This window comes from Sphingobacterium nematocida (assembly GCF_900168125.1).
In the GTDB taxonomy this organism is placed as follows: domain Bacteria; phylum Bacteroidota; class Bacteroidia; order Sphingobacteriales; family Sphingobacteriaceae; genus Sphingobacterium; species Sphingobacterium nematocida.
The window spans coordinates 40,367-66,637 of record NZ_FUZF01000012.1 but is presented as its reverse complement, the minus strand read 5'-3'; the positions used below and the strand labels follow the sequence as shown (position 1 = coordinate 66,637).

General features: G+C 39.8%; 24 protein-coding genes. 20 read left to right on the top strand and 4 right to left on the bottom strand.

Annotation, left to right across the window (positions count from 1 at the left end):
- The first annotated feature begins 3 nt into the window (after positions 1-3).
- The 13 genes from B5X76_RS13400 (at position 4) to B5X76_RS13340 (ending at position 10,096) form a co-directional block, all read left to right on the top strand.
- The gene (locus B5X76_RS13400) at positions 4-465 is read left to right on the top strand and encodes a hotdog family protein (RefSeq protein WP_139375316.1); all 462 of its coding nucleotides are present in this window, start codon (positions 4-6) and stop codon (positions 463-465) included.
- Positions 466-470: 5 nt separating this feature from the next.
- On the top strand, positions 471-875 hold the full coding sequence (locus B5X76_RS13395; RefSeq protein ID WP_079643668.1) for a flexirubin biosynthesis protein DarG: 405 nt from the start codon (positions 471-473) through the stop codon (positions 873-875).
- Positions 875-1,879, top strand: coding sequence for a BtrH-related acyltransferase DarH (locus B5X76_RS13390; protein ID WP_079643666.1), 1,005 nt, complete (start codon positions 875-877; stop codon positions 1,877-1,879). Before B5X76_RS13395 ends, B5X76_RS13390 begins: the two co-directional genes overlap by 1 nt.
- A 1-nt stretch (position 1,880) precedes the next feature.
- Positions 1,881-2,630 carry an ABC transporter ATP-binding protein gene (locus tag B5X76_RS13385; RefSeq protein WP_079643664.1) on the top strand — a complete coding sequence of 250 codons (750 nt, stop codon included), beginning with the start codon at positions 1,881-1,883 and terminating at the stop codon, positions 2,628-2,630.
- The gene (locus B5X76_RS13380; protein ID WP_079643662.1) at positions 2,620-3,906 is read left to right on the top strand and encodes an ABC transporter permease; all 1,287 of its coding nucleotides are present in this window, start codon (positions 2,620-2,622) and stop codon (positions 3,904-3,906) included. The genes B5X76_RS13385 and B5X76_RS13380 overlap by 11 nt, the downstream gene beginning before the upstream one ends.
- Positions 3,881-4,327, top strand: coding sequence for an acyl-CoA thioesterase (locus tag B5X76_RS13375; RefSeq protein ID WP_079643660.1), 447 nt, complete (start codon positions 3,881-3,883; stop codon positions 4,325-4,327). The genes B5X76_RS13380 and B5X76_RS13375 overlap by 26 nt, the downstream gene beginning before the upstream one ends.
- A 26-nt stretch (positions 4,328-4,353) precedes the next feature.
- Entirely contained in the window at positions 4,354-5,421 is a 1,068-nt protein-coding gene (locus B5X76_RS13370) for a beta-ketoacyl synthase N-terminal-like domain-containing protein (RefSeq protein WP_217699658.1), read from the top strand.
- Positions 5,421-6,026 carry a hypothetical protein gene (locus tag B5X76_RS13365; RefSeq protein ID WP_217699657.1) on the top strand — a complete coding sequence of 202 codons (606 nt, stop codon included), beginning with the start codon at positions 5,421-5,423 and terminating at the stop codon, positions 6,024-6,026. Before B5X76_RS13370 ends, B5X76_RS13365 begins: the two co-directional genes overlap by 1 nt.
- A gap of 1 nt (position 6,027) precedes the next feature.
- Complete coding sequence (locus tag B5X76_RS13360; RefSeq protein WP_079643656.1) at positions 6,028-6,285, top strand: phosphopantetheine-binding protein; 258 nt, start codon at positions 6,028-6,030, stop codon at positions 6,283-6,285.
- 3 nt (positions 6,286-6,288) lie between these two features.
- The gene (locus B5X76_RS13355; protein WP_079643654.1) at positions 6,289-7,485 is read left to right on the top strand and encodes a beta-ketoacyl-[acyl-carrier-protein] synthase family protein; all 1,197 of its coding nucleotides are present in this window, start codon (positions 6,289-6,291) and stop codon (positions 7,483-7,485) included.
- Positions 7,486-7,575: 90 nt separating this feature from the next.
- Positions 7,576-8,646: a beta-ketoacyl synthase N-terminal-like domain-containing protein gene (locus B5X76_RS13350; RefSeq protein WP_079643652.1), complete on the top strand. Its 1,071-nt coding sequence runs from the start codon at positions 7,576-7,578 to the stop codon at positions 8,644-8,646.
- Positions 8,647-8,697: 51 nt separating this feature from the next.
- Entirely contained in the window at positions 8,698-9,474 is a 777-nt protein-coding gene (locus B5X76_RS13345) for a polysaccharide deacetylase family protein (protein WP_079643650.1), read from the top strand.
- Entirely contained in the window at positions 9,464-10,096 is a 633-nt protein-coding gene (locus B5X76_RS13340; protein ID WP_079643648.1) for a flexirubin biosynthesis/transport protein LolA2, read from the top strand. The genes B5X76_RS13345 and B5X76_RS13340 overlap by 11 nt, the downstream gene beginning before the upstream one ends.
- Before the next feature lie 69 nt (positions 10,097-10,165).
- Here the strand turns inward: B5X76_RS13340 and B5X76_RS13335 are convergent, their stop codons facing one another.
- Positions 10,166-11,773 (bottom strand): M56 family metallopeptidase, encoded by a 1,608-nt coding sequence (locus B5X76_RS13335; protein WP_079643646.1) that lies wholly within the window; start codon positions 11,771-11,773, stop codon positions 10,166-10,168.
- Position 11,774: 1 nt separating this feature from the next.
- Positions 11,775-12,137, bottom strand: coding sequence for a BlaI/MecI/CopY family transcriptional regulator (locus B5X76_RS13330; RefSeq protein ID WP_079643844.1), 363 nt, complete (start codon positions 12,135-12,137; stop codon positions 11,775-11,777).
- Positions 12,138-12,246: 109 nt separating this feature from the next.
- On the opposite strand from B5X76_RS13330, the gene B5X76_RS13325 reads away from it, so the two are divergent.
- From B5X76_RS13325 to B5X76_RS13295, 7 genes are read left to right on the top strand one after another with little or no spacing between them, the layout of a single operon-like run.
- On the top strand, positions 12,247-12,618 hold the full coding sequence (locus B5X76_RS13325; protein ID WP_079643644.1) for an ApeI family dehydratase: 372 nt from the start codon (positions 12,247-12,249) through the stop codon (positions 12,616-12,618).
- Positions 12,619-13,110, top strand: a complete 492-nt coding sequence (locus B5X76_RS13320) for a hypothetical protein (protein ID WP_079643642.1) — start codon at positions 12,619-12,621, stop codon at positions 13,108-13,110.
- Positions 13,111-13,118: 8 nt separating this feature from the next.
- Positions 13,119-14,306 (top strand): DUF2062 domain-containing protein, encoded by a 1,188-nt coding sequence (locus B5X76_RS13315; RefSeq protein WP_079643640.1) that lies wholly within the window; start codon positions 13,119-13,121, stop codon positions 14,304-14,306.
- Positions 14,306-17,977: a 1-acyl-sn-glycerol-3-phosphate acyltransferase gene (locus tag B5X76_RS13310; protein WP_079643638.1), complete on the top strand. Its 3,672-nt coding sequence runs from the start codon at positions 14,306-14,308 to the stop codon at positions 17,975-17,977. Before B5X76_RS13315 ends, B5X76_RS13310 begins: the two co-directional genes overlap by 1 nt.
- Positions 17,964-19,484: a phytoene desaturase family protein gene (locus B5X76_RS13305; protein ID WP_079643842.1), complete on the top strand. Its 1,521-nt coding sequence runs from the start codon at positions 17,964-17,966 to the stop codon at positions 19,482-19,484. The genes B5X76_RS13310 and B5X76_RS13305 overlap by 14 nt, the downstream gene beginning before the upstream one ends.
- Complete coding sequence (locus B5X76_RS13300; protein ID WP_079643636.1) at positions 19,477-21,141, top strand: C45 family autoproteolytic acyltransferase/hydrolase; 1,665 nt, start codon at positions 19,477-19,479, stop codon at positions 21,139-21,141. The genes B5X76_RS13305 and B5X76_RS13300 overlap by 8 nt, the downstream gene beginning before the upstream one ends.
- On the top strand, positions 21,108-22,415 hold the full coding sequence (locus B5X76_RS13295) for a flexirubin biosynthesis putative acyl-CoA ligase FlxY (protein WP_079643634.1): 1,308 nt from the start codon (positions 21,108-21,110) through the stop codon (positions 22,413-22,415). The genes B5X76_RS13300 and B5X76_RS13295 overlap by 34 nt, the downstream gene beginning before the upstream one ends.
- Positions 22,416-22,447: 32 nt before the next feature.
- Here B5X76_RS13295 and B5X76_RS13290 read toward each other — a convergent pair whose 3' ends face one another.
- Entirely contained in the window at positions 22,448-25,330 is a 2,883-nt protein-coding gene (locus tag B5X76_RS13290) for a DEAD/DEAH box helicase (RefSeq protein ID WP_079643632.1), read from the bottom strand.
- Positions 25,331-25,411: 81 nt separating this feature from the next.
- The gene (gene dapF / locus B5X76_RS13285; RefSeq protein ID WP_079643630.1) at positions 25,412-26,203 is read right to left on the bottom strand and encodes a diaminopimelate epimerase; all 792 of its coding nucleotides are present in this window, start codon (positions 26,201-26,203) and stop codon (positions 25,412-25,414) included.
- Between the last annotated feature and the right edge of the window lie 68 nt (positions 26,204-26,271).

Below are 26,271 nucleotides of genomic sequence, written 5' to 3'. Positions count from 1 at the left end.
AATATGGATATAGGTTTGGTCAAAATACCGATTCACGAGTTTTTACCTCACAGAGCCCCCATGTTGATGGTAGACTATATCGTTGAAATCAGCCAACGGCATGTGATTTGTGAGTATACTATTACGAAGGATTGTGTGTTTTTGACTGGAGACTGTTTGCAGGAAGTGGGTTTGATTGAGCATATGGCACAGACCTGCTCCTCTATTGTCGGGCAGAACTACTATTCGGAGGACTATAATCCAGACGTTGATGAACGGGTGATTGGATTCATTTCTGCTATTAAAAGTGTTTGTATTGAGCAGTTGCCCCAGCAAGGAGCCTGTATCCGTACAAAGGCAAGCTTGGTCTCGCAGTTTGAAGGTGTGGGCTATACTATTTGTACGATGTCGGTCGTGGCAGAAGTTGTCGACATGAAGATTGCAGAGGCTGATATCAATTTGTTTTTACAAGAACGTAAATCTTAATATCCATGAAGAAGTCAGAAGTACCTCAAGACAGTGGAAGGATTGTGCAAAAGGGCTCCCGCGAGCTATACTACGCAGTCGATGAGAACGGAGAATATACAACCGCTTTGAGCACAGGTTGGGAAGCGAAAAATATTGTTCAGGACCATACTATGCAGGTCTTACAGTTTGAAATTGATGAGGCAAAGGCTAATGTAAAGGAGGGTAAAATAAGCCCTATTTACTACTTTATGTTGTTGACGCGGATGGATATAGGTGTGTTGTCTGGGTATACTGGTTTTTGGAAATGGCGTATTAAGCGACATTTTCAACCACAGATTTTTGAACGGTTAAATAATAGGCAATTGCAACGGTATGCAGGTGCCTTCGACATTACGGTGGTAGAATTGAAAAGTTTTAAAGGAGATTAATGCAATTAGATTTTATACATTACCAATCTGCACATTGTGAAAGTGGGGTCGCTTCCAATTTGTTAAAGAATAAGGGACTTGAGCTCTCAGAACCGATGGTTTTTGGTTTAGGTGCAGGTATTTTTTACGTTTATTTGCCTTTTTTGAAAGTCAGTAATGCACCTGGGCTGAGCTACCGTCCCATGCCGGGATGGATTTTTAGCCGTATGGCTAAGCGGTTGGGGGTAAAAATAAAGAGAAAGAAGTTTGCGAATCCAGTAAAAGCGCAACAGCAGTTGGACGAAAATTTAAAGAAAAATATACCATCAGGCTTACAAGTCGGTGTATATCACCTACCTTACTTTCCTGATGATTACAGATTTCACTTCAATGCTCATAATTTGGTGATTTATGGTAAAGAAGGGGATGAGTATCTTGTAAGCGATCCTACTATGGAAGGCGTGCATAGGTTGAGTGAAAGAGAATTAGAGCGGGTTCGTTTCGCCAAGGGAGTACTTGCTCCGAAAGGACATTTATATTATCCGATCTATGTGCCGGCTGAGCGTGATATTGATTGGGTTCAGGCTATTCGTAAATCTATACGAAAGGCCTGTAACGATATGTTGGCGCCAGTTCCCATTGTAGGTGTCAAAGGAATGCGTATTGTAGCAAAGGCTATAGCCAAATGGCCAACGAAAGTTGGTATACCAAAGGCAAATTATTATTTAGCGCAGATGGTGCGTATGCAGGAGGAGATCGGCACTGGGGGGGGCGGGTTTCGCTATATTTATTCCGCTTTTTTACAGGAAGCGGGTCATAAGATTGATAGCCCTGCTTTGTTGGATCTTTCTAAGGAAATGACAGAAATTGGTGATTTATGGCGTGATTTTGCAGTCAATGCTTCTCGCGTTTATAAAAAGCGGAGTAATCAAGGGGATGTCTACAACACATTGTCAGCCGAATTACTCCACCTTGCCGATCTCGAAGAAGCATTTTTTAAGAAATTGAAAAAAGTCGTTAGTTAAGATGGAGATAATTCGAATAGACAACCTTTCCAAAAAATATAAAGACAGCGATTATTATTCAGTTGAGAATCTTAATCTTCAGATTTTCGAAGGTGAGATATTTGGATTGCTGGGCCCTAACGGAGCAGGAAAGACGACGTTGATTTCCATGTTATGTGGTCTGTTAAAGCCTACGTCGGGTAGTTTTACTATCTCTGGACTTACCTATAAGACTGCTCCAATGGATATCCGTAAGTTGATTGGTGTAGTACCTCAAGACTACGCGTTATATCCTACGCTGACAGCCAGCGAAAATTTAGCGTACTTTGGCGCGATGTATGGTTTAAGGGGCCTGCATCTGCAGCGATTGATTGAAGAATCGTTGGAAAAAATGGGACTATTAAAGTTTGCGCACAAAAAGATCGGTACATTTTCCGGTGGTATGAAACGACGGGTTAACTTATTAGCGGGTATTTTACATGCGCCCAAGTTATTATTTTTAGATGAACCTACAGTCGGCGTGGACGTACAGTCGAAGAATGCGATTTTAGATTTTTTAAAAGAGCAAAATGAGTTAGGAATGACTATGGTATATACTTCACATCATTTGATAGAAGCGGAGGAACTGTGTACTCGGATTGCGATTATTGAAGGCGGAAAGGTGATGGTACAGGGTACAGCACAGGAATTGATTCGTACAACAAAAGATGCCCGCAATTTGGAAGATGTATTTATTGCTTTGACAGGAAGGGGACTTAGGGATGTTATATAAGCTCGGAATGGCTATTCGAAAGGAGTTGTTGCTTCAATCGAGAGATATTGGAGGCCTTATTATACTTTTTGTAATGCCTATGGTGCTATTAGTAACAATAACCATGGTACAAAAAGGGTCGTTTGATTCTATTACAGGTACTCGTATCCCTGTGTTATTAGTCGATAATGACTTGGGCGAGATTGCGGAGACGGTTAGAAAAGAGTTGGGGGGAACTGGTAATTTTGAGGTAGTCGAACGAGTCAATGGCATAGCTTTTTCTGAAATTGAGGCGAAGGATGCGGTTTTTAGAGGAGATTATCAACTGGCTATTGTACTTCCGCCAAGACTTAGTGATGACCTCAATCTTCATATCAAACAAAATGTAGATAAGGTGATGGCCGAATTTTCTTATACAGAGGCCGATAGTACTAAGCCAGCAATTATACAAATTCAAAAAAAAGATGTTAACTTATATTTCGACCCAGCTACACAAGAATCTTTTAAGACCGCAATTAAGAGTTCTATTGATAAACTGATTGCGACGATTGAAAAAGATAAGGTTTATAAGGTCTTTCAGGAAGAACTAGGTGTAAACGATGAAGCTGTGTTTGATCAAGGACAGATTCTACAGTATCGTGAGATTGGCCCAGATGAAAAAGGAAATAGTATAAAGCCGAGTGCTGTTCAACATAATGTTCCAGCATGGTCGTTATTTGCTATTTTTTTTATCGTTGTACCGCTCTCTATTAATATCGTAAAGGAAAAGTCCCAGGGTACTATGATCCGACTTATTACCAATCCGGTACCCTATACCTTATTTCTTTTAGGTAAGACTTTTACGTATTTATTGGTTAGTCTGATTCAATTTTACCTGATGCTTATTGTTGGGGTATATGTATTTCCGCTCTTGGATTTGCCTTCATTTGAGGTTGCTGATAATTTTTTACAACTATCTACTATGGCTCTATTTGCTGGACTTGCAGCTATTGGATTTGGTATATTATTGGGAACAATCGCTACTACACAAGAGCAGTCAGCTCCTTTTGGTGCTACGTTCGTGGTCATTCTGGCTGCGGTGGGTGGTGTTTGGGTACCTGTATTCGTGATGCCTACTATTATGCAGACAATTTCGAATCTCTCACCGATGAATTGGGCGCTGAATGGTTTCTATGATATTCTATTGAGGCAGGGTAGTTGGACGGCTATCCTCCCTCAACTAATTTTATTATTTTTGTTTTTTATACTTACCTTGCTGATTGCGGTCCTATATGATAAGAAGAAAAGAACTATATAACGAGGCGAGTCATTTGACAATATCCAAATGGGCCGAAGTTCGGTTTAACGAGGTTGACTCGTTAGGGATTGTATGGCATGGTCATTATATTACTTTTTTTGAGGACGGACGAGAAGCTTTCGGTAGAGAATATGGTATCGATTATCTCGCGGTACAGGCTGCTGGGTATACAACGCCTATTGTCAAATCAAATTGTGAACATAAACTGCCGTTGCGGTACGGGGATAAGTTTAGGATAGAAACCTCTTTTATCGACACCCCTGCCGCGAAAATGATCTTTAAGTATCGGATTTTCAATATACAGGATACGTTGGTTTGTTTAGGAGAAACAACACAGGTGTTTTTGGATGGTGAAGGTATATTGACGTTGAATACACCCGATTTTATCCTGAATTGGAAGAAGAAAGTGGGGTTATTATAGTGTTTAAATCGGTATATATATCGGCTGTGAATTGTGCGAGTCCATTGGGAATGGATTTGGAGAGTAACTGGGACGCTTTGATGAAAGGGAAGAGTGCTATACGATGTGTGGATGTAGGCGGGATCAAAGAGGTATATGCGGCTACGTTTTCAGAGCCGACAGTTTTGTTGGATGAATCATTATCGATTTTAGAAAACCTATTGTTGCAAGTCGCGCAACCGCTGGTCGTTGGTCGGATTTTGTCTGAACGCACAGGGATGATTCTTTCCACAACAAAAGGAAACATAGATAAGTTACAATCAGGCCAAGTAGAAGCTGCCGAGTTAGGGAGATTAGCGGATATAGTGGCTAAGCGATTGGGGATTGTTACAAAGCCTATCGTGGTGTCTCATGCCTGTGTCTCGGGCGTGTTGGCGGTCTCTGTCGCCAAGCGGCTAATACAGATGAGGCAGTATGATGATGTATTGGTCCTCGCTGCCGATCAGGTTAGTGAGTTTGTATTATCTGGATTTCAATCGTTCCAAGCGATGAGCAGTGGGCCATGTAGGCCTTTCGATGCCGCACGAAATGGTGTTTCTCTAGGAGAGGCGGTAGCTGCGGCCTGGGTGACGGATAGAAAATCGATAAGTACGATACAGATTTTGGGTGAAGGTGCTGTTAATGACGCGAACCATATATCTGGTCCTTCACGTACCGGCGAGGGGTTAGTGCGGAGTATCAAATCCGCTTTTCAAGAAGCAGATGTCAAATTGGATAAGGTCGACTTAGTGTCCGCACATGGCACAGCGACTTTATACAACGATGAGATGGAGGCCATCGCTTTCGATCGGTTGGGGGTATCAAATACACCTATACATAGTTTAAAAGGTTATTATGGACATACACTAGGTACCTCAGGATTGTTAGAACTTGCTATAGCGATCAAATCAATGGAGGAAAATATATTGATCCCCACGATCGGGTTTGATACCTTAGGAACTTCCAAATACCTAAATATAATAAAAAGTACTGAAGAGAAGGCCTTGGACTATTGTTTGAAGACAGCTTCAGGTTTTGGAGGCAGTAATACGGCTATGATTCTAAAGAAGATCTAGTGAAAGAGGAATTTTACATATCAGCGTATACGGAAATAGCAAATCGACAAATAATTGTCAATGGGAAAGTCGTATTTTCGAATATAGTCGGAACATTAGCTTCTTTTTTAAAGGATGCTTTTAAAAATATTCAGGTGGACTATCCCAAATTTTATAAAATGGATAACCTGAGCAAACTGGCCTTTACTGCAACAGAATATTTGTTGAAAGGGATACCAGAAAAACAGGATACGGCAGTTGTTTTAGCGAATAAATCAGGTAGTCTGGATACAGATCTCCGACATTGGTCTACGATCGCGGATCAGACTAACTATTATCCAAGTCCTGCTGTATTTGTATATACACTTGCGAATATATGTATTGGCGAGTTATGTATCCGTCACGATTTGTTGTCGGAAAACACTTTTTTCGTAAGTGATTGTTATGATGCTGTTACCCAACATACCTATACCGAGTATTTATTGTTGTCCGGTAAGGCTGAGCGGGTGTTATGTGGTTGGGTAGAGGTGTTTGGAGAAGAATATAGGGCGGTGTTGTATACCGTAGAAAGAAATGGGACAAAACCCCATACTGTAGAACAAATTGATCAATTATTTTTAATATAAAATGGAAGAATTAAAAGAGGAATTAAAAGGTAAAATCATAGAGGTTTTAAATTTAGAGGATGTAAGCGTAGCAGATATCAATGATGATGATTCTTTGTTTGGCGATGGTTTGGGATTGGATTCTATCGATGCACTGGAACTCATTGTACTATTGGATAAGGGATATGGGATCAAATTAAGTGACCCTAAACAAGGTAAGGCAATATTTGAATCAATCAATACGATGGCTGATTTTATTTCGAAAAATCGTACTAAATAGTCGATGTCGAAGGGGATAGGTATTACTGGAATGGGGATTGTCTCTGCCATCGGTCTTTCCGTGACGGAGAATCTGTTTTCGCTTGGTAAGTCTCAAAGCGGAATTAGCCGTCTTGATAATTTTGCAACCATACACCGAGATCATGTCCTTGTTGGCGAGATTAAACTATCTAATAGCGAGCTTGAGGATCAAATTGGGTTACAGAAGGGGCATAGTGTCACACGGACGGGGATGCTGGGTATTCTTGCCGCTAGAGAAGCTGTAGGTCAGGCTAGATTACAGATAGGAGATTCCTCGATTCGGACTGGACTTATTTCTGCTACAAGCGTAGGTGGGATGGACATTACCGAAAAATATTTTTATACCTATGCCGAAAAGCCAGAGCTCCAACATTACATTCTTAGCCATGATGCAGGAGTGTCGACGCAGCAAATAGCGGATGATTTAGGGTTGAAGGGTCTAGTAACCACTGTTAGTACAGCATGCTCCTCTGCAGCCAATGCTATTATGCTAGGGGCTAGGCTTATCAAAAGTGGTAGATTGGACCGAGTCATCGTGGGTGGTACGGATGCGTTAAGCAAATTTACGCTAAACGGCTTTAATACATTGATGATTCTGTCAGACACGTATTGCAAACCATTTGATCAACATCGTAAAGGACTCAATTTGGGTGAGGCAGCTGCTTATCTCGTTTTGGAATCTGCTGAATTAATAGCTCGTGAACAAAAGCCTGTTTTAGCTTATCTGTCGGGATATGGGAATGCTAATGATGCTTTTCATCAGACAGCCTCTTCCGAAAATGGCGAAGGAGCTTTTCTGGCTATGCAGAAAGCTTTTTCGGTTAGTGGAATAGCAACTGAACAGGTGGATTATATTAATGTACATGGTACAGCAACACCGAATAATGATTTATCCGAAGGAAGGGCGCTTTTACGTGCATTTGGTTCGGATGTTCCATTGTTCAGTTCGACAAAGGCATTTACGGGACATACTTTAGCTGCGGCTGCGGCTATTGAGGCCGTCTACAGTATTCTGGCTATTCAGGAAGGGGTGGTGTTCCCAAGTTTAAATTTTGAAACGCCTATGGAGGAATTTGATTTAATTCCGCAATCCACGCTATTGCGTAAGGATATTAACTACGTCCTATCTAATTCTTTCGGATTCGGGGGCAATTGTTCGACATTGATTTTTGGACGATAGTTAATTGAGTTATCAAGTAAATAAGTTATGTAGTTAATTAGAAAACAGGATAACACGATAACTGGTTAACTCCATCACATAAAAAGAGAAATGAAAGGTAAATGTTTTATTCAGGGTATAGGTGCCGTTACTGCGCAGGGGATCTGGCGGGCTGATTTTTTTGAACAAGCTAGCGAGATTCGGGTATCTAAGGCCTATGCGGAACAGCCATCTTATAAAGAGCTCATCGCTCCAAACATGATCCGACGCATGTCCAAAGGCATTAAGATGGGTATATTTGCTGCACAACAGGCCTTGGATGAATCGAGACTACAGGCGCTGGATGCGATTATTACCGGAACCGGACTAGGTTGTTTAGAGGATTCCGAGAAATTCTTAAAAGGTGTATTGGATAATGACGAAGAGTTTTTGACGCCGACTTCGTTTATTCAGTCTACGCACAATACTGTGGGAGCTCAAATTGCCCTACGGTTAGGCTGTAAGGCCTACAATTTTACCTATGTCAATGGAAACGTGTCCTTTGAATCTGCGTTATTGGACAGTTTGCAACAATTTGAAGCTTGCGATGTACAATCAGCTTTGGTTGGAGGTATTGATGAGATATCGGGACACACGTTTACATTGAAGCAACTGATCGGAGAGATCAAGGAGGATGGTGTATATGAAACTATACGAGATTCACGTAGTCGCGGTGTTAATTATGGTGAAGGTGCTGCATTTTTCGCGCTTAGTGATACCTCAACCGAGAATTCATACGCGGAGGTCGTGGATGTGCATATTCAGAATCGGTTGGATCTAAATGAAGTGAGTTCTTTCGTCACGGATTTTCTGTGCAAGAACTCCGTTGATCCCGCCCTGATTTCAGCTGTTGTAATTGGTAATAATGGTGACGTTCTTTATGATAGTTATTTCGATCGGTTTGGGCTGTTGTTTGATGGCTGTACACAGATGTATTATAAGCATTTATTTGGACATTCTGATGTGACTTCGGCTTTTGGTGTGGCTACAGCTGCTTATGTCTTAAAAGAACAAATGATTCCAGAAAATATCATTTGGAAAACAGGAAAACAAATGCCACTTAATTATGTTTTACTATATAATCAGTATAAAGGAAGAGATCACAGCTTGGTATTGTTGAGAGGAAGTTTGTTGTCAAGTTAACGAGTTGTCTAGTTAACTTGATAGCATGATAAAAAGAAAATTGCTTAAAGTATGTTCAAACATAAAAATATCGTTCCATTTTTGCTATCCTTGGGGATATTAGCTGCGATATTGGCTGTCTTTTCGGTGATATCGTGGTCTTGGTGTTTTATTTTGATTTTGATTTGGATAGGACTGACGACTTGGGGCTCTTTTGACATCCGTCAAAGTTATTTTACAGATGTATTTTACAAGAAACTCCGTCATGATGGGCATACCCTATCGTTGACGTTTGACGATGGGCCAACACCTATTACGGAAGAGTTTTTAGATCTGTTAAAAAGCTTTAATGCAAAAGCGACGTTTTTTTGCATCGGAAAGCAGATTGAAAAGCATCCTGATATATTTAAACGGATTTTAGCTGAGGGACATACAATCGGTAATCACACGATGAACCATTCCAAGGCTTTTGGTTTTTTTACTGCTGAGCAGGTAGTATCGGAAATTAACTGCTGTGATGCGGAGATCAATGATCTGGTTCCGTTTAAAACACGATTGTTCCGGCCACCCTTTGGTGTTACTAATCCTTCTGTTGCAAAAGCAGTCCAAGAGACTAAGCATCAGGTAATCGGATGGAGTATTCGTTCGTTAGATACCATACTCACTGACGAGGAAAAGATATATCAGCGTGTTATCGGTCGCTTACAACCAGGGGAAATCGTGTTGTTACACGATACTTCTGCAAAGAGCTTACGGGTTTTACAACGAATACTTTCCTATATGAAAGAACGCAATTGGCATTCGGTAACTACAGATGAATTGCTAAATTTGCACGCGTATGAAGACTAGACTTTCATTATTTTCCTTTTTATTCTTTTGTTTTTTGTTGACTGGCCTTGCTCAGGAGCAGAAAATGAGTTCGGCTGAAGTCACTTCTTTTCAGAAGACAATGGCCAATGTGACAGAGGTGAAAACATTAACTGCCGATTTTACCCAATATAAAAAAGTGAGTTATGTTAAAAATGAACTTGTCTCCTCAGGCAAATTTTACGTTAAAAACCCAGATAAGTTGGCTTGGTTTTACAGTAGCCCTACTGCTTATACGATGGTATTTAACAACAAAAAAATGACCATCGAGGAGAAGGGGAAGAAAAAAACTATGGATTTAGGCCGTAATAGGCAGTTCGAAAAAATTAGTCAGGCAATCCAAGTCAATATGAACGGAACCGTCTACCAGGATAGTGAGTTTTCACCTTCTTACTTTTATACGACTAAGTATTATATTATGAAGTTGGATCCTGTGGGTAAAGAGCTAAAAAAGAGCATAAAACAATTGGTATTGTATTTTGATAAATCAACAAATCAGGTTTCGGAGGTGAAATTGATGGATAATTCAAATGGCTCAACTCGTTTCGTATTTACCAATCAGAAAGTAAACACTACTTTAGCTGATTCTCTTTTTGATCTGTAACTGTCAGTTATTTTAGACAACAGTCTTGTAATTGGTATTTCCAAGGCTGTTGTCTAATACAAATCAGCTTTACTTCTGATCGTTTTTTTTGAGTTTCTCCTTCCATTCTGGGGAGTTAAATTTTTCTTCTATTTTGCGGGCATTTTCCTCGATCTTGGCGATATGTGCTTTCCATTCCGGGGAATTAAATTTTTCTTCTATTTTGCGGGCATTTTCCTCAATCTTGGCGATATGTGCTTTCCATTCCGGGGAATTAAATTTTTCTTCTATTTTGCGAGCGTCTTCTTCAATCTTGGCGATATGCGCTTTCCATTCCGGGGAATTAAATTTTTCTTCTATTTTGCGGGCGTTTTCTTCGATCTTGGCGATATGGGCTTTCCATTCCGGGGAGTTATATTTTTCTTCTATTTTGCGGGCGTTTTCTTCGATCTTGGCGATATGCGCTTTCCACTCTGGCGACTCAAATTTTTCACAAATCTGCTGACCGATTTTATTGGTGTCCGGTAATACGATAAGATCAGTTACCCTATTTTTAAGAGAATCATCAGATAAATCGGTGGTTGTAAGTGTGGTTATGACATTGTTTAATTCGCTCGAGAGCATATTTAGCTCAGTGGATAGCGTATCTACTTCAGTTATTAAAGGTTCTTTTGTATTTACCTGCTTATTGGTATTGGGCTTTGTCCAGGCTACCGATATTAAGGTGAAAATTACCATTAATGAAGCTACAAGCTGATGTTTGAGATTAGTGTATGGTGTTTCCATTTTTGCTTGAGTTATTCTTTTTATTCTATGTAATAGTTTATATTTTGATTTTACTCCAGTGGCTGCAAGACTCATTCTAGGTGAAATAACGTCTTGTTTTAATAGTTCTACATTGAGCAGTGCTTTTGCGTAAAGTGTACGCTCAGGAAGGATCTGCATAACGCTATCATCACAAGCTTGTTCGCGTTCAGTACAAATATGTCTTGACATAAGCCATATAAAGGGATTGAAAAATAGGATAGTTTCGAGAACAATCTTTATCATATTCAATAAGTAATCGTTCCGTTTGATATGTGTTAGTTCGTGCAGTAAGAGTGCTTCTACTTCAGCCAGAGAGAGCTTGTTTACATAAGCGACTGGGAAAATAATGACAGGTCTAAAGAAGCCCATTGCTAAAGGTTCGTATATAATGTCTGATAGTAATAATTTTACGTCTTTTGTTATGCCAAGGCTTAACATACTATCATAGAAACGTTGTTGCCACGGCTTAGGGATAGTAAAGTTAGCGTGTCGTTTTAGATTTTTAAGATGGAAATAGCTATTGATACACAGGATAGTTTGTACAAGAATGCCAAGGAGATATAAAGGTACAATGTACATAAAATATTGCTGTATGACAGGTTGAGTCTCCTGTAGATAATCCACATGGAATAAGGTGGTACCTTCTATGGATAAGGAGGTATGAGTATCTACTACAGGTGAATAGTCCAACATGTTGAAAAAAGTGTAAACAAAGCTGAAAAAGACGGTAATTTGGGCCGCTAGAGCAAGATTATGTTTTGTGTTTGCTTTCAATCTGGGGATAGCTAGATACGATCCGAACAAAATGAGGTATATAGCAGCTCCCTGCCAAAGTGAATGAAGGAGGCTCCACCCTAATGCCATACCTATAGATGTAATTAATGCTTCCATTTTACTTATTTTCTAGATGATTTAAATAATCTTTGATCAAATCTATTTCCTCTTTGCTAGCCTTGTGGTTACCTAGGGCCTGCATAACCAGTCTTGCAGTAGAGCCGTTGTATACGGTATCTATCATTTTGTTCAGGAATTGATATTGTGTTTTTTCCTTGCTGATCTTGGCGGTATAGATATGTGTTTTTGAAGAGGTGTCTCGAATGACCATTTCTTTCTCGTGCATGATCTGCATGAGTTTGAGGATGGTGGTATAACCAACATCTTTTTTGTCTAGGGTCTCGAAGACTTCGCGTACACTACATTGTCCTTTGTTCCAAAGAACCTGTAGGATTTCCATTTCACTCTCGGTGGGTTTCATCGCTATCTTAATTTTATCTACGAATCTTTTCGTAATCAAATCTACGAAAGAATTCGTAAATGCAAAATAAAATTTAAATTATTTTATCTTTGGAAGAGAAAGGAGACACATGCTTTTACAAGATTTCTATACAGTACACCGTTTAACGAAGCTCGAAGGACAGAAATACATCGCTGATATTACTTTAAATCGGTACCATGCTATTTTTAAAGGACATTTTCCAGATCAACCAGTGACACCTGGAGTGTGTATGATGCAGATCGTAAAAGAACTTAGTGAAGGGCTTTTGAACCGTGAATTGTTTATGTATAAATCGTCCAATGTTAAATTTATGGCACTTATCAATCCTGAAGTTAATCCTGATTTAAGATTAGAAATTGACATTTCGGGAACGGAAGAGTCTGACTATAAAGTTAAGAATGTAACGTATTTTGAAGATACGGTTGCGTTAAAGTTGTCATGTACATTTAGAGTGAAATAGATGATTAATAGTTTTACAGCAGTTTTATTGGCAATCTCGTTGTTCTTTCAAGTTGATTTGTCCTCCATCCGTTCGAATTTTGAAAAGGCAGATAATTCTAAGGAATATACATCGACGTTATATAATCAGCTTAGGAAGTATAATAAAACTGATCCGGTATTGTTGGCATACAAGGGGGCGTCATATGCTTTGCAGGCTCGTTATGTATCGGATAGGAAAGCGAAGAAGGAACTGTTTATCGACGGAGCTAAAGACATTGAAAGCGCAGTAAGTGCAGCACCAAATAACGTTGAGATACGGCTAGTGCGATTGATAATTCAAGAAAATACGCCTAAGATCTTAAAGTATAAAGGCAATATTAATACGGATAAGCAAATGATTTTGACTAATTTTGATACGCAGACTAAAGTTGTAAAAGAAGCAGTAAAGCGTTATGCGACCACGCGTTCAAAAATATTTACTACTGCAGATCTGCGTATATTAACTCCGTAGAACAGATCATGGAAGATACTTTGCAACACCGATTCGAAAGTTTGGGAATCATTGTTATTATACCTACTTATAATAATGATAAAACCCTGCGTCGTGTGTTGGACGGTGTTTTAGAATATACTAAACAGGTGCTTGTTGTGAATGATGGGGCTACCGATAGTACTGTTGATATATTAAATGATTATCCACAGCTTGAACAAATAGATTTTGACAGGAATAGAGGAAAGGGTTGTGCGCTAAGAGCAGGATTATCTAAAGCACGGACACTTGGTTACAAGTATGCTATTTCCATTGACTCGGATGGGCAGCATTACCCTAGTGATTTACCGATTTTTGTTACCGAGATTGAAAAGGCAACGGAGTCGGTCTTGTTGATCGGATCCCGGAATATGACACAGGATTCGGTGCCGAAGAAATCTTCCTTTGGGAATAAGTTTTCTAATTTTTGGTTTTGGTTTGAAACAGGTCTTAAGTTGGATGATACGCAGTCGGGCTATCGAGCGTATCCGTTGCTGGCTATTCCGAAGAGATATTATACCCGTAAGTTCGAATTTGAAATTGAGATTATTGTGCGTGCCGCCTGGAACGGTGTTGCGGTAAAAAATATACCCGTACGGGTTTTGTACGACCCATTGGAGCGGGTTTCTCATTTTCGTCCTTTTAAGGATTTTACGCGTATTAGTATCTTGAACACGGTGTTGGTGTTTCTCACATTTTTCTATATTATCCCTCGCAATTTTTTTCGGTCATTCAAAAAAAAAAGTCTGAATGAGTTCCTTAAAGAGAATGTATTCGGTTCGGAAGATTCTCCTGAGAAGATGGCGGCTTCAATTGGATTTGGAGTATTTATGGGAATAGCTCCGGTTTGGGGATTTCAGACCGCATTAGTGATTACCTTATCTGTATTCTTTAGGCTGAACAAAGTTTTGGCTTTTGCTTTTTCAAATATAAGTCTACCTCCATTTATCCCTTTGATCATATACGCCTCATTGGTCGTTGGCGGAGTGATCCTCCCCTCGTCAAGTCCCAAGGGTTTGTTTGAGTTGGAAACTATCAACTTTGGTACAATACAACAACACTTGGTACAGTATCTTGTAGGCTCTTTGGTTTTGTCTACCGTAATAGGCCTACTCGTGGGGTTTGGAAGTTATGTTTTGATTCGAACGAGGCAGAATAAATCGGTGTCAGCAGAATAATGCATTTACTTTTTTATCATATCTATTGTTGGGTACAGCGGCATAAAACGATAGCCGTTCTGATAGCCTTTTTGTTTTTACTGTTTTTCGGATTTCTAGCCTCTAAGTTGCGATTTGAAGAAGACATTACTCAAATTATTCCCAAAAGTGAGAAATCAGACTTAACAACCAAGGCCATTCGGCAGATTAATTTCTCTGACAAGATCACCGTGCTGTTGGAACGAACTCCAACTACGCCGGTTGAAGATTTTGTTGTGGCAGCTCAAAATCTGGCTGACACCCTAGCGCAGGATAGTCTACATATCAAGGAAATTACTGGGCGTCTGGACGATGCAGCTGTTGGGCAAGCATATGATTTTGTTTACGAACATATTCCTTTTTTTCTAGATAATGCGGATTACGATAGCCTAGCGGTACGTATATCGGAGGAGGGAATGTCTGAAAGAATGTCTTCAAATTATGAGGCATTGTCATCGCCATCGGGATTTGTCTTAGGTGATTTTATTCAGAAAGACCCCTTGGGCTTAGCCGTGATGGGACTTCAAAAATTGCAACGAATCGGCATAGGAGATAGTTTTTTGCTCTATGACGGTTTCATAATGAGCAAAGACAGTACACAGATACTTTTATTTTTAAGCCCGATGTATGAGGGGGCTGAGACAGAAAAGAATAAAGCCTTTGCAGAGGGACTTTATAGTTTGCAAAAATCCTGGAATTCGTCCTACGAAGGACGTGTTACCGTTTCTTATTTTGGTTCAGCGTTGGTGGCTGTTGCGAATGCGGATCAGATAAAAGGAGATATCCTAAAAACAATACTGATATCAATGTCGGTACTGATGGTACTCTTGGTCTTGTTTTATAAGAAGTTGTATATACCTATTTTAGTCTTCATCCCGACTATCTTCGCAACTGTATTTGCATTAGGGTGCATTTATTTGTATAAGCCAGTTATATCGGCTATATCACTCAGTATCGGGGCTGTTTTAATCGGTATCACGATCGATTTTACCTTGCATATCTTGACACATTTCAAGAAAAATACCGATGTGAAAGTGTTGTTTAAGGAATTGACCAAGCCATTGCTGATGTCAGGAACGACCAATGCTGTTGCATTTCTATGTCTTCTTTTTGTGCACTCTACGGCATTGATAGATTTGGGGATTTTTGCCTCAATTACTCTAGTAGCTTCTGCGATATTTACGTTGCTTATCATTCCGCACCTTTATAAGCCAAAAGAAGAGTTGAAACATAATAACCTGCTGGATAAAATAGCGGCATTTCCTTTTGAAAGAAGTAGGATCTTGCTTTTTTCTTGTATCGTACTTATTGGTGTTAGTTTGTTTACGAGTGGTAAAGTAAGGTTTAATAACGATTTGGCGGGATTAAATTATATGCCAACTGATTTAGCGGAGACCGAAGCTCGTTTGGATCGGTTGACGAACACTTCGGCCAAATCATTGTATGTGGTAGCTACAGGTAATACCTTGGATACGGCTTTGCAACGCAACGAAGAAATTGCCGATTACCTTAGTTTGGCAAAAGAAAGGGATCTTATATTGGACTTTTCAAATGTAAGTGATTTGTTGAATCCTATTCAGGTACAACAGGCTAAAATAGCGGCATGGAACTCATTCTGGCATTATCATAACAAAGAGCTGGTCATACGAAATCTCCGTACGATGGGGGAGCAATATGGATTTACAGCAGATGCTTATGAACAGTTTTTTGGGCTGTTACGAGAACCATTTTTTCCAATGCAACTTTCGGATTTTGGACAGCTGCCTAATACGGGGATACGAGATTTTGTCGTCAGTAAGAACGGCTTTTTTACAGTGTCGTCGATGGTTAAACTGGATGAAAAATATAGAAATCAGCTCATCAAAAAGTTAGAAGAAATACCAGGAGTGGTGGTGGTGGATCGAAAGCAGCTAAACGAGACTTTTTTGGGAAAATTGAGGGATGATTTTAATGCTCTGGTTGGATACTCCTCGCTGGCCATACTGTTAATCCTGTGGGTGTTTTTTAGACGGTTGGAGCTTGTGTTGCTTGCAGCGATTCCTATTGGTCTTACGGGGTTGGTGACAGCGGGGTTGATGGGATTGTTTGGATTGGAGTTTAATATTTTTTCTGCGATTGTATGTACTTTGGTATTCGGACATGGAGTAGACTTCAGTATCTTTATGACAGCGGCTCTGCAAAAACAATACAGCACGGGAGAGGACGAGCTGCAGGTATTCCGGACTTCTATTTTGTTGGCAGTGCTTACTACTGTTTTGGCTATTGGGGCATTGATCTTCGCTAAGCATCCTGCATTAATTTCGATATCTTCGGTATCATTAATTGGTGTTTTTGCGGCGGTGGTTATTACTTTTGTTTTTTATCCGATAATCTTTCGTTTTTTTATCACGGAGAGAGCAAGGCGTGGAAAATCTCCCTTTACTATTCTTATTTTACTATGGTCCTTATTGTTCTTTGTGTATTATGGACTCGGGTGTATTGTACTTTCGTTCTTCGCGAGGCTGATACTACCAATCATTCCTATTAAGCAGGCTCGTAAAGATAGATTTTTGCGTTATACGGTCTCTAAATTTATGAAATCGGTGTTGTACGGTTATCCTTTGGTGAGTAATAACATGGTCAATCTTTATGATGAAAGTTTTGAGAGACCTGCTGTAGTTATTGGTAATCATAGTTCGTTTTTAGATACGCTTACTATGGGGATGTTGGTGCCCAAAATGATCTTTTTGGTGAATGATTGGGTTTGGAAATCTCCAATTTTTGGAAAAGTAGTCCGGGTATTGGGATTTTATCCGACAAGTAGTGGAGTGGAAGGCAGCTTAGATCTTTTGAGGGAAAAAGTGGAACAGGGATATTCTATTGTTGTGTTTCCTGAAGGAACACGGTCCTATGACAATCAAATTAAGCGGTTTCATAAAGGAGCATTTTATTTGGCAGAACGATTGCAACTAGATATTCTTCCTGTTTATATCCATGGTAATGGAGATGTATTGCCCAAGGGAGATATACTGATTTTTCCTGGACAGCTTTGTCCAATAGTTGGGAGGCGTATCTCCATAGCTGATGAAACGTATGGCAGAACTTATTCGGAGAGGACAAAAACAATTTCAGCCTCTTTTAAAGCAAATTTTGAAGACCAACGATTTTCAATTGAAAATCCGGACTATTTTGTTTCTAAAATTAAGTTGGCATACCTCTATAAAGACGATGAAATTATAGAATCGGTAAAAAACTCTCTAAATCGTTGGAAACAATTGTTCTGGGAGCTCAATGTACAGTTGCCACAGGGGGGGATCTGGCTACATTGGAGTACATCTTTTGGAGAACTTGATTATTTGCTTTCTTTGCAAAAGGGTAAACGCAATGTACTCGGTTTGATTTGTGAGGCAGAATGTAGGCGGGTCGCTGAAAGCATCTATTGGTCTTCTTCCCGTTCTGTGCGGTTCACAGCTTTACATCAGGATAGTGACCTGCTGTTAATTTCAAAATTGTTGCTTGTTGAGGATTATTCTTGGGATGGTTGGAGTGCTTATCCTTGTATTGTGAATGTCAATAGCGGGAATAATCTAGACTTTCTTCTACAGATCGGATTTGTATCGGTGTCGGCAAAGAATGGTGTTCATATCTATAGGAAAGCGTATGCAGCGGACTGAATATGATGTTGTAATTGTAGGCAGCGGTTTAGGGGGATTGGCCGCGGCTGTACTTTTGGCTAAAGAGGGTAAAAGGGTCTGTGTACTGGAGAAAAATAATCAGTTCGGAGGTAATCTGCAGACATTTTCCCGAAGGAAGAAAGTCTTTGATACTGGGGTGCATTATATAGGTGGATTGTCGAAAGGACAGAACTTGTACCGATATTTTTCCTATTTGGGTATCATGGATAAACTTAACCTGTCGGCCATGCCAGAGGTGTTCGATTGGGTTCGTTTCGGAGATCAATCTAAGGCCTATCCCTTGGCGCAAGGGTATACTAATTTTGTCAATCATCTAATTCCTTTTTTCCCTGAAGAGCGTACTGCAATAGAACGGTACGTTGCAGATTTGCAGATTGTTTGTGGGGAATTTCCGTTGTACAATTTAGAAGAAGGTACAAAGCGTCGTAGTCCCCTTTCTGAAATTAGTGTGTATGCTTATTTTGAGCGATTGACGTCGAATAGTACTTTGAGAGCTGTTTTAGCAGGAGCAAATTTTTTATATGCCGGAGATACGGAAAAGACTCCATTTTATGTTCATGCGCTGACGATTAATTCATATATCCAAAGTTCGTTTCGATGTTTAAATGGAGGGAGTCAGATCAGTAAACAATTGGTACGACAACTTAGAGCATTGGGAGGAGATGCGATACGTCACCAGGAGGTTGTGCATTACAATTATGCGAATGGGCGTATCAATATGGTAGAGACAAAGGAGGGAAAGCAATATCAGGCTGATGTGTTTATCTCCAATGTGGAACCGCAGACTACATTGAAACAAGTCGGTCGAGAGTTCTTTCGTCCGGTTTATTTTGACAGAATTCAAAATCTTCACCTTACAGTGTCTTCCTTTAGTGCGCATTTTGTGTTAAAGGAAGGTGTCATACCTTACCTTCCATCAAATACTTATTACCATACAGATAAAGCGTTATTGTGGAATCTCGCAGCCTATGATGAGGATCAATGGCCGACGATGTATATGCTGTCTATGACTGAGGGGAAAGATACGCCCGGATTTGCAGATACATTGACATGTTTGAGTGTTATGCGATTTGAAGAAGTTAAACGATGGAAACTATCTAAGAATACAGTCGTTCAGGAATCTGATAGGGGGGAAGGTTATGCTAAATTTAAGGCGCAAAAAGTAAATAAGATGTTAGATAAGCTAGCTGTGGAATGGCCGGAGCTACCACGTGCCGTATTGGATACCTATGCCTCTACACCGCTATCTTATCGGGATTATATTGGTACAAGCGACGGTAACTTATATGGTCCGCAAAAAGACGTTAACGATGAGATGCAGAGTCGTATATCACCTAAGACCAAAATTCCTAATCTGTATTTTGTTGGACAAAGTGTAGGAATGCACGGTGTATTGGGAGTTACTATTGGTGCTGTGGCTACTTGTATGGAAATACTAGGAGGCAGTTATTTGTTGAATAAGATTAAAAAAGCAACCGATGTATAGGGTGATCCTCCAGCTTGTATTTGTTGCTGTCGTATGTGTATCCTGTGTGTCTAATAAGGTATCCAAGCGGTATGCACGGACGTTTCATGAGCAGTCGGATACGGTAAGGCTAATGAAAGAGTGCGATTCTTTACGTATGTTGAGTAATAAGGATTATTTGGTAAGGAATAGATATGGAAATTGGGAGCTTTATGTATCTGGGGAATCGTATAATCTGGGAAATAGGATAGGACTGTTGACAGAAGACCTTTTTAGGTATCAACAACGTGTCTTTATGAATAAATTGGAAGATATGGTTCCTTCTAGATTTAAACAGCGTTTGGTGTCTAAATTTATACACTGGTATGGACGTCGATTAGACGATTATATACCGACGGTTTATCTGGATGAAATATACGGTCTGTCTTCTCATTTAAATGGTGCTTATCCTTATGCAGGGGATAATTTTAGTTTGACGTTGTTTATGCACGCTGCGCATGATCTAGGACATGCTTTGCGTGATCTGGCTATTGTTGGATGTTCCTCGGTAGCCTCGTGGGGTGATAAGACAGAAGATGGTAAACTTTTAATTGGTCGAAATTTTGATTTTTATGTGGACGATGCATTTGCCGAGAATAAAGTGGTGAACTTTGTGCGTCCTGAGTCGGGAATCCCGTTTGTGTCAATTTCGTGGCCGGGAATGGTAGGTGTTGTTTCCGGCATGAATAAGGAGGGGCTTACCGTGACTATGAACGCTGGAAAGTCTTCTATTCCACTTTCGGCGAAGAAACCGATTTCTATTGTGGCGAGGGAAATTTTAGAAAAAGCAAGTACTATCGAAGAAGCTACCGCTATTGCTAAAGGTGCGCAATCTTTTGTTTCCGAATCCCTGATGATTGGTAGTGCAAAAGATAAAAAGGCTGTGCTGTTGGAGATCTCGCCCAAGAAATTTGGGGTCTATGAAGTCGAAAATGGGGATCAGCTTGTCTGCACTAATCATTTTCAGTCGAATAGCTATGTTAATGATGAGCGTAACATTACACATATTCAAAATAGTCATTCAAAATATAGGTATGATCGGCTGTTGGAACTACTGAATCGGGAGAATAGACTAAATCCTACAAAAATGGCGATGATATTGCGAAATCGCTTAGGTATCTCGGACGAAAATATTGGCTATGGCAACGATAAGTCGCTTAATCATTTATTGGCTCATCATGCGGTGATATTTAAACCTGAGGATAAGTTAGTCTGGGTGTCTAGTGCTCCTTATCAGTTGGGCGTATTTACGGCATATAATTTGGATGATATCTTTTCGGAAGAGTCCGTCATCGGACGATCGCACCAAATAGATTCGTTGACCATAGATGAAGATTCTTTTGTAAGAACGTCGGCTTATAAGAATTATGAGAACTACAAGTGTGAATCCGATAGTATCATGTTAGCGATGCGTTCAGGTGTAGAAATTCCAGAAGAAAGGATGATAAATTTTAAAGCGCTTAATCCGAATCTTTGGTTAGTTTATTATCTTGCTGGTAAGTATTGGTACAAAAGGGGTGATTATGATAAAGCCGTAGTCGAATTCTCGACAGCGCTGACGCTGGAAATCCCTACGGTACAAGTAGAAAAAGAAATACGAAAATTATGGGAGAAGTCGAACAGAAAGCAAAAGAAATAGCATATACTTCGATAGCGGCAATTGAAGAGTTTCAAGAGGGGTTGTTGCGGGAACAGTTGAGCTATCTGGCATGTAGATCTCCTTTTTATCAGCGCCTTTTTGTTGAGCATGGAATTGATGTGTCTCAGATTAAGAAGTTATCAGATCTGCTGAAGTTACCAACGACGTGTAAAGACGATTTGCAACTGTATAATGACGATTTTCTATGTGTATCACAAGAGGAGATTATAGATTATTGTACCACTTCAGGCACATTGGGTACCCCTGTTACCTTTGGACTTACGGATAGAGATTTAGATCGGTTGGCTGCAAATGAGATGCGGTCGTTTGAGACGGTAGGTGTAAAATCAGGAGATAGGGTACAATTGATGACGACTATTGACCGCCGATTTATGGCTGGACTTGCATATTTTCTTGGGCTGAGGAAGTTGGGGGCAGGTGTTATACGTGTAGGATCCGGAATTCCTCAAATGCAATGGGACTCCATACTGAAATATAAACCGACTTACCTAATAGCTGTTCCTTCTTTTTTATTGAAATTGATAGAATTTGCCGAGCAACATAATATTGATTATAACTCTTGTAGTGTCAAAGCCGTGATTTGTATTGGGGAGGCATTGCGTGACAAGGACTTAAATAATACCATTCTTACAGATCGTATTATCAGCAAATGGAATATCAAGCTGCATTCGACTTACGCATCGACGGAGATGGGGGCAGCATTTACAGAGTGTGGTCATTTTGTGGGCGGACACGTGCAACCCGATCTTATCATTACAGAAATATTGGATGAGCAGGGATGTTGGGTTCCTGATGGTGAGAGTGGAGAGTTGGTGGTTACTACTTTGGGAGTGGAAGGGCTTCCTTTATTACGTTTTAAAACGGGTGATATCGTAAGAAAACACGTGGAGGCCTGCGCTTGTGGTCGATACACTTATAGAATAGGTCCCGTCGAGGGAAGAAAGCAGCATATGGTTAAGTATAAAGGTACAACTTTATATCCTCCTGCTATGCATGATTTGCTGGCTGGTTTTCCCGAAGTAGTATTACACCAGATTGAATTGTTCCATAATGAAATAGGGACAGATGAAATTATTATCCGTTTAGTATCTGCGAATGAGTCGGAAGAGTTTATCAATGAGATTAAGGACCATTTTCGGGCAAAACTCCGGGTAGCACCAAAGATTGAATTGTGTCAGTTTGAGGCCTTGCAACAATCAGTTTTCAATCCGTTAAGTCGTAAACCAATTACTTTTGTTGATAATAGGCTATAGGCATTAGCTATATGCCTACAGCTTAATGCTCATTACCTTAATAGCTCTTTTAAATCGTCTTGGGAAAGCGATTTTACAAAACTTTCTTCGGTAGTTACTAAGGAGGTAGCTATGGATTTTTTGCGGTTCTGCATAGCCACTATTTTTTCTTCTACAGTGTCCTTACTAATAAATTTATAAATGAATACGTTGCGGGTCTGCCCGATGCGATGGCTTCTATCAATCGCTTGTTGTTCTACTGCCGGGTTCCACCAAGGATCGAGGATGAATACATAATCGGCCTCGGTAAGATTAAGACCTACTCCTCCAGCTTTGATTGATATAAGGAATATTTTTATACTGTCCTCATTTTTAAACTCCTGTACAGCTTGCGCTCGGTTTTTTGTAGTGCCATCTAAATAAGCAAAAGGGATGTTTTGCTGTTGGAAATGTGTCTTAAAGAGTTCCAGGTGCTTAACAAATTGAGAAAAAATCAATACTTTGTTTCCTTCGGAAGATATGGCTTCCAGCATCTCAAGTACGGCATCAAATTTACCGGAGCCGAGCGTATAGTTATCTTCTACCATTTTGGGATGGTTGGCCAACTGTCTTAGTTTTGTTAAACCTTGAAGCAGTGCAATCTGCGAACCTTTACGCTGTTGCTGCATAGTACTGTCCAATATTGCATTTCGATATTCGGACTTTGTAGTCTCGTAAAGCTCCGATTGCCCTTCTGACATCTCACAATAGATGATTTGTTCCGTTTTTGGAGGTAGTTCTGTAGCCACCTGATTTTTGGTTCGTCTTAGTACAAAAGGCTTTATGATCGCCTGTAGTTTTTTTGCTGCGGCTTCATCTTTTTTCTTTTCGATAGGTGTTACAAATTCCTTTTGAAAGAAGGCGTAGCTTCCTAGTAATCCTGGATTTGTAAAGTGCATTTGAGACCAAATATCGGATACCGAATTTTCTATAGGTGTACCACTTAACGCTAACTTGTGTCGGCTTTTAAGGAGTTTAATCGCTTTGAAAGATTTAGAAGTCGGATTCTTTATATTTTGACTCTCATCCAAAATAATGTAGTTGAAAAAGCACTTGCTAAGCATTGCTTCGTCGCTACGGACTATACCATAAGTAGTGATGACTAAATCGAAATGTGTGAAGGCAAAAGGGTCCTTAAATCTATTTGTTCCTGTATGCAAGAGTATTCTTAATTTGGGAGCAAAGTTGTCGGCTTCTTTCTGCCAATTGTACACCAAGGAGGTGGGCAAAATCAGTAGTGTTGTTTTTGCGTGATCGGTATCTTTGAGTTCTTCTTTTTGTTTTTGCAACAACGCTAATGTTTGTACGGTCTTTCCCAATCCCATGTCATCAGCAAGGACTCCTCCAAATTTATACTGTTGTAAAAAATGAAACCAATTATAGCCTGCCTGTTGATAGGGACGTAACTGTCCGTTGAAACCCTCAGGTTGAGAGGTTTGTTGTATCTCTTCGAAGTTGCTTAAATTTTGCAACTTACGACTCATGCTTAACGCGGTATGTTCTGAAATTTCATGGAGTATACCTATGTGAGTCTTGTTAAGTTGTAGACTATCTTTTTTTATTGCAAACTGAAACAGGTGCTCGTATTGTGCAAACCATTCTTCAGGAATGATTGCTATCTCACCATTAGGGAGTACGAACTCCTGAATACGGTTGAGGATATGATCACGTAATTGAACGAATGGGATTTTGTAGGGACCAAAATTTGCAAAGGCACGTACATCAAACCAATCATTATCCTCTACAACTTCGATATCTAGTGATGTTTTACCGATAAATATCTGCTTATCTCCAGTCTCCTGTTTTATTTGAAAGCCTTCTTTTAGAAGCTCCTCTTGGTGCATATTGAGCCAGTCAAAAATACTGAAGATGCTTTCGGAATTTGGGATATAGCTGCCAAATAAAGCGTCTTGTCGCTTTAATCCTAAATTTTCGAGGTATTGATGTTGTTTTTCTTCCCAAATAGATGATCTTCGGATACGAGTGAAGGTGTACCAATCTTTTTCACTATTATAATGTAAACGTACGGATACTTTATGGTCACCTCCAGAAGAGAAGTTGTAAGTACCATACTTAAAGGACAATTGTACATGAGACTGGCCTTCTAGAATATAATTTAATGTCAATATAGGGATAGCATCTTCTTTGATTGTCTTGATCTCAAAACCTTCTGCATACACATGGTTTTTTTCAATCAGGGTGGAAACAAATGTTTCAAAGTACTTTTTTTCGGTTGATCGAGTTACTGTTATATAGCGCTTATTTAAAAATGGGCTTAGTTTCTTTCCTTCAAGCTGCTGATCAAAATGATAAAGTTTATTTTCTAGAAGTAACCATGCCTGTGCATTAATAATAACTTCCGCGTTTTTATACATGAACTCCAAGCGGTGTCCATCATATTTTAGTGTAGGGAAATAACGCGTTTCTTCTTCGTTGCGCCTAAAGTGAAAAAGAATTGACGCAGGGTATTCGGCTATCTGTATCTTTTGGTCGGCGGGATAACCATCTTTCTTACTCATCAGAAATAAGGGTTTATGGCCGATTAACTCTAGGGCTTTGAGTAGTTTCAGTTCTAATTTGGGACGTATGTAATCGTATATTTTCTGATCGAATACATTCAGGAAATAGTCTGCAGGACGAATAGCCTTTTTGTGATACTTTTTGATGATGTGGGTCTGTTCAATCTCATCCAATAGTTTGATTATCTTATAGTCTTCCTCATCTAAAAACGAAGCGTACTCTTCAACAGTATTGGAAAAGACTCTCTTAGAGGATAGGGACAGACTACCATTGGTATTGAGCTGTACAATATGCGGTTCTAGCAGGTAGCCCAAATATGGATGTTCACCTATTGAATAAACTAATTGGTAACGAATGGATTTGTCTACTTGCTGCATTTCGATTAATACTTCCTTAAAGAGGCATCTAATATAACCTGAATAACGATAAAGTAAAAATAAAAAGCTAAAAAGTCTTGACTATAGGTTAGGAGAGATTGTCCCCTCGTAGACAAAAGTTGCTGGGCCTTTAAGCATTACGTTTGTGAAATTTGCTCCTTCTTTGTGAAAAGCAATATAGAGCTGTCCACCCAAAACGCGAATGGGGATTTCAAGGTCTCCTTCTAAATCCTCTTTAAAAGCTACTGCCATAGCTGCAGCTGTTGCTCCTGTACCACAGGCGTAGGTTTCGTCTTCTACACCTCGTTCGAATGTGCGCAGGAAGTATCCTTCTCCTTCTTTTTCTATAAAATTGACGTTGATCCCGTCCTGTCGATAGATGTCGTTATTGCGTATTGCGTATCCCTTTTGGTAGACGTCTAGTTCGGCTAGGTTGTCTATTGTCATGACATAGTGTGGTGAACCTGTATGTAGAACAAAGGCCTCACCATCTTTTTTAATTTGATGGACATCTATCATTCCTAGGTCAACCTGATTGTTATCTATAGCGGCGTGGTGTTCTCCGTCGACTGCCAAAAAGGCAGTTTTTTGGTTTATAATTCCTAGATCGCGTGCAAAGGCAACGATACAACGTCCCCCATTACCACACATACTGCCTTCACGTCCATCTGCATTAAAATAAACCATTTGGAAATCAAAATTTTTGTTATCTTGAAGAAGCATTAGGCCATCGGCACCAATACCGAATCTTCGATCGCACAGGTGTTTTATCAATGTTTCATTGGCGCTATCAAAAAGGCCATTTCTATTATCGATAAGTATGAAATCATTGCCTGCTCCTTGATACTTATAAAATTTTATTTTTTGGTTCATAAAGCTTGAAAATATGCGTCAAATTTAATATTCTTGTTACAATTGTGAGTCAACATGTTAAAACATGT

What these genes read in the sequence shown, in the direction of transcription:
- B5X76_RS13390 (WP_079643666.1), top strand. Translation starts at nt 875, where the DNA reads ATGCAATTAGATTTTATACATTACCAATCTGCACATTGTGAAAGTGGG.
- B5X76_RS13375 (WP_079643660.1), top strand. Translation starts at nt 3,881, where the DNA reads ATGATAAGAAGAAAAGAACTATATAACGAGGCGAGTCATTTGACAATA.
- B5X76_RS13305 (WP_079643842.1), top strand. Translation starts at nt 17,964, where the DNA reads ATGCAGCGGACTGAATATGATGTTGTAATTGTAGGCAGCGGTTTAGGG.
- B5X76_RS13300 (WP_079643636.1), top strand. Translation starts at nt 19,477, where the DNA reads ATGTATAGGGTGATCCTCCAGCTTGTATTTGTTGCTGTCGTATGTGTA.
- B5X76_RS13345 (WP_079643650.1), top strand. Translation starts at nt 8,698, where the DNA reads ATGTTCAAACATAAAAATATCGTTCCATTTTTGCTATCCTTGGGGATA.
- B5X76_RS13315 (WP_079643640.1), top strand. Translation starts at nt 13,119, where the DNA reads ATGGAAGATACTTTGCAACACCGATTCGAAAGTTTGGGAATCATTGTT.
- B5X76_RS13295 (WP_079643634.1), top strand. Translation starts at nt 21,108, where the DNA reads ATGGGAGAAGTCGAACAGAAAGCAAAAGAAATAGCATATACTTCGATA.
- B5X76_RS13325 (WP_079643644.1), top strand. Translation starts at nt 12,247, where the DNA reads ATGCTTTTACAAGATTTCTATACAGTACACCGTTTAACGAAGCTCGAA.
- B5X76_RS13335 (WP_079643646.1), bottom strand. Translation starts at nt 11,773, where the DNA reads ATGGAAGCATTAATTACATCTATAGGTATGGCATTAGGGTGGAGCCTC.
- B5X76_RS13320 (WP_079643642.1), top strand. Translation starts at nt 12,619, where the DNA reads ATGATTAATAGTTTTACAGCAGTTTTATTGGCAATCTCGTTGTTCTTT.
- B5X76_RS13360 (WP_079643656.1), top strand. Translation starts at nt 6,028, where the DNA reads ATGGAAGAATTAAAAGAGGAATTAAAAGGTAAAATCATAGAGGTTTTA.
- B5X76_RS13310 (WP_079643638.1), top strand. Translation starts at nt 14,306, where the DNA reads ATGCATTTACTTTTTTATCATATCTATTGTTGGGTACAGCGGCATAAA.
- B5X76_RS13355 (WP_079643654.1), top strand. Translation starts at nt 6,289, where the DNA reads ATGTCGAAGGGGATAGGTATTACTGGAATGGGGATTGTCTCTGCCATC.
- B5X76_RS13400 (WP_139375316.1), top strand. Translation starts at nt 4, where the DNA reads ATGGATATAGGTTTGGTCAAAATACCGATTCACGAGTTTTTACCTCAC.
- B5X76_RS13340 (WP_079643648.1), top strand. Translation starts at nt 9,464, where the DNA reads ATGAAGACTAGACTTTCATTATTTTCCTTTTTATTCTTTTGTTTTTTG.
- B5X76_RS13290 (WP_079643632.1), bottom strand. Translation starts at nt 25,330, where the DNA reads ATGCAGCAAGTAGACAAATCCATTCGTTACCAATTAGTTTATTCAATA.
- dapF (WP_079643630.1), bottom strand. Translation starts at nt 26,203, where the DNA reads ATGAACCAAAAAATAAAATTTTATAAGTATCAAGGAGCAGGCAATGAT.
- B5X76_RS13385 (WP_079643664.1), top strand. Translation starts at nt 1,881, where the DNA reads ATGGAGATAATTCGAATAGACAACCTTTCCAAAAAATATAAAGACAGC.
- B5X76_RS13395 (WP_079643668.1), top strand. Translation starts at nt 471, where the DNA reads ATGAAGAAGTCAGAAGTACCTCAAGACAGTGGAAGGATTGTGCAAAAG.
- B5X76_RS13350 (WP_079643652.1), top strand. Translation starts at nt 7,576, where the DNA reads ATGAAAGGTAAATGTTTTATTCAGGGTATAGGTGCCGTTACTGCGCAG.
- B5X76_RS13380 (WP_079643662.1), top strand. Translation starts at nt 2,620, where the DNA reads ATGTTATATAAGCTCGGAATGGCTATTCGAAAGGAGTTGTTGCTTCAA.
- B5X76_RS13330 (WP_079643844.1), bottom strand. Translation starts at nt 12,137, where the DNA reads ATGAAACCCACCGAGAGTGAAATGGAAATCCTACAGGTTCTTTGGAAC.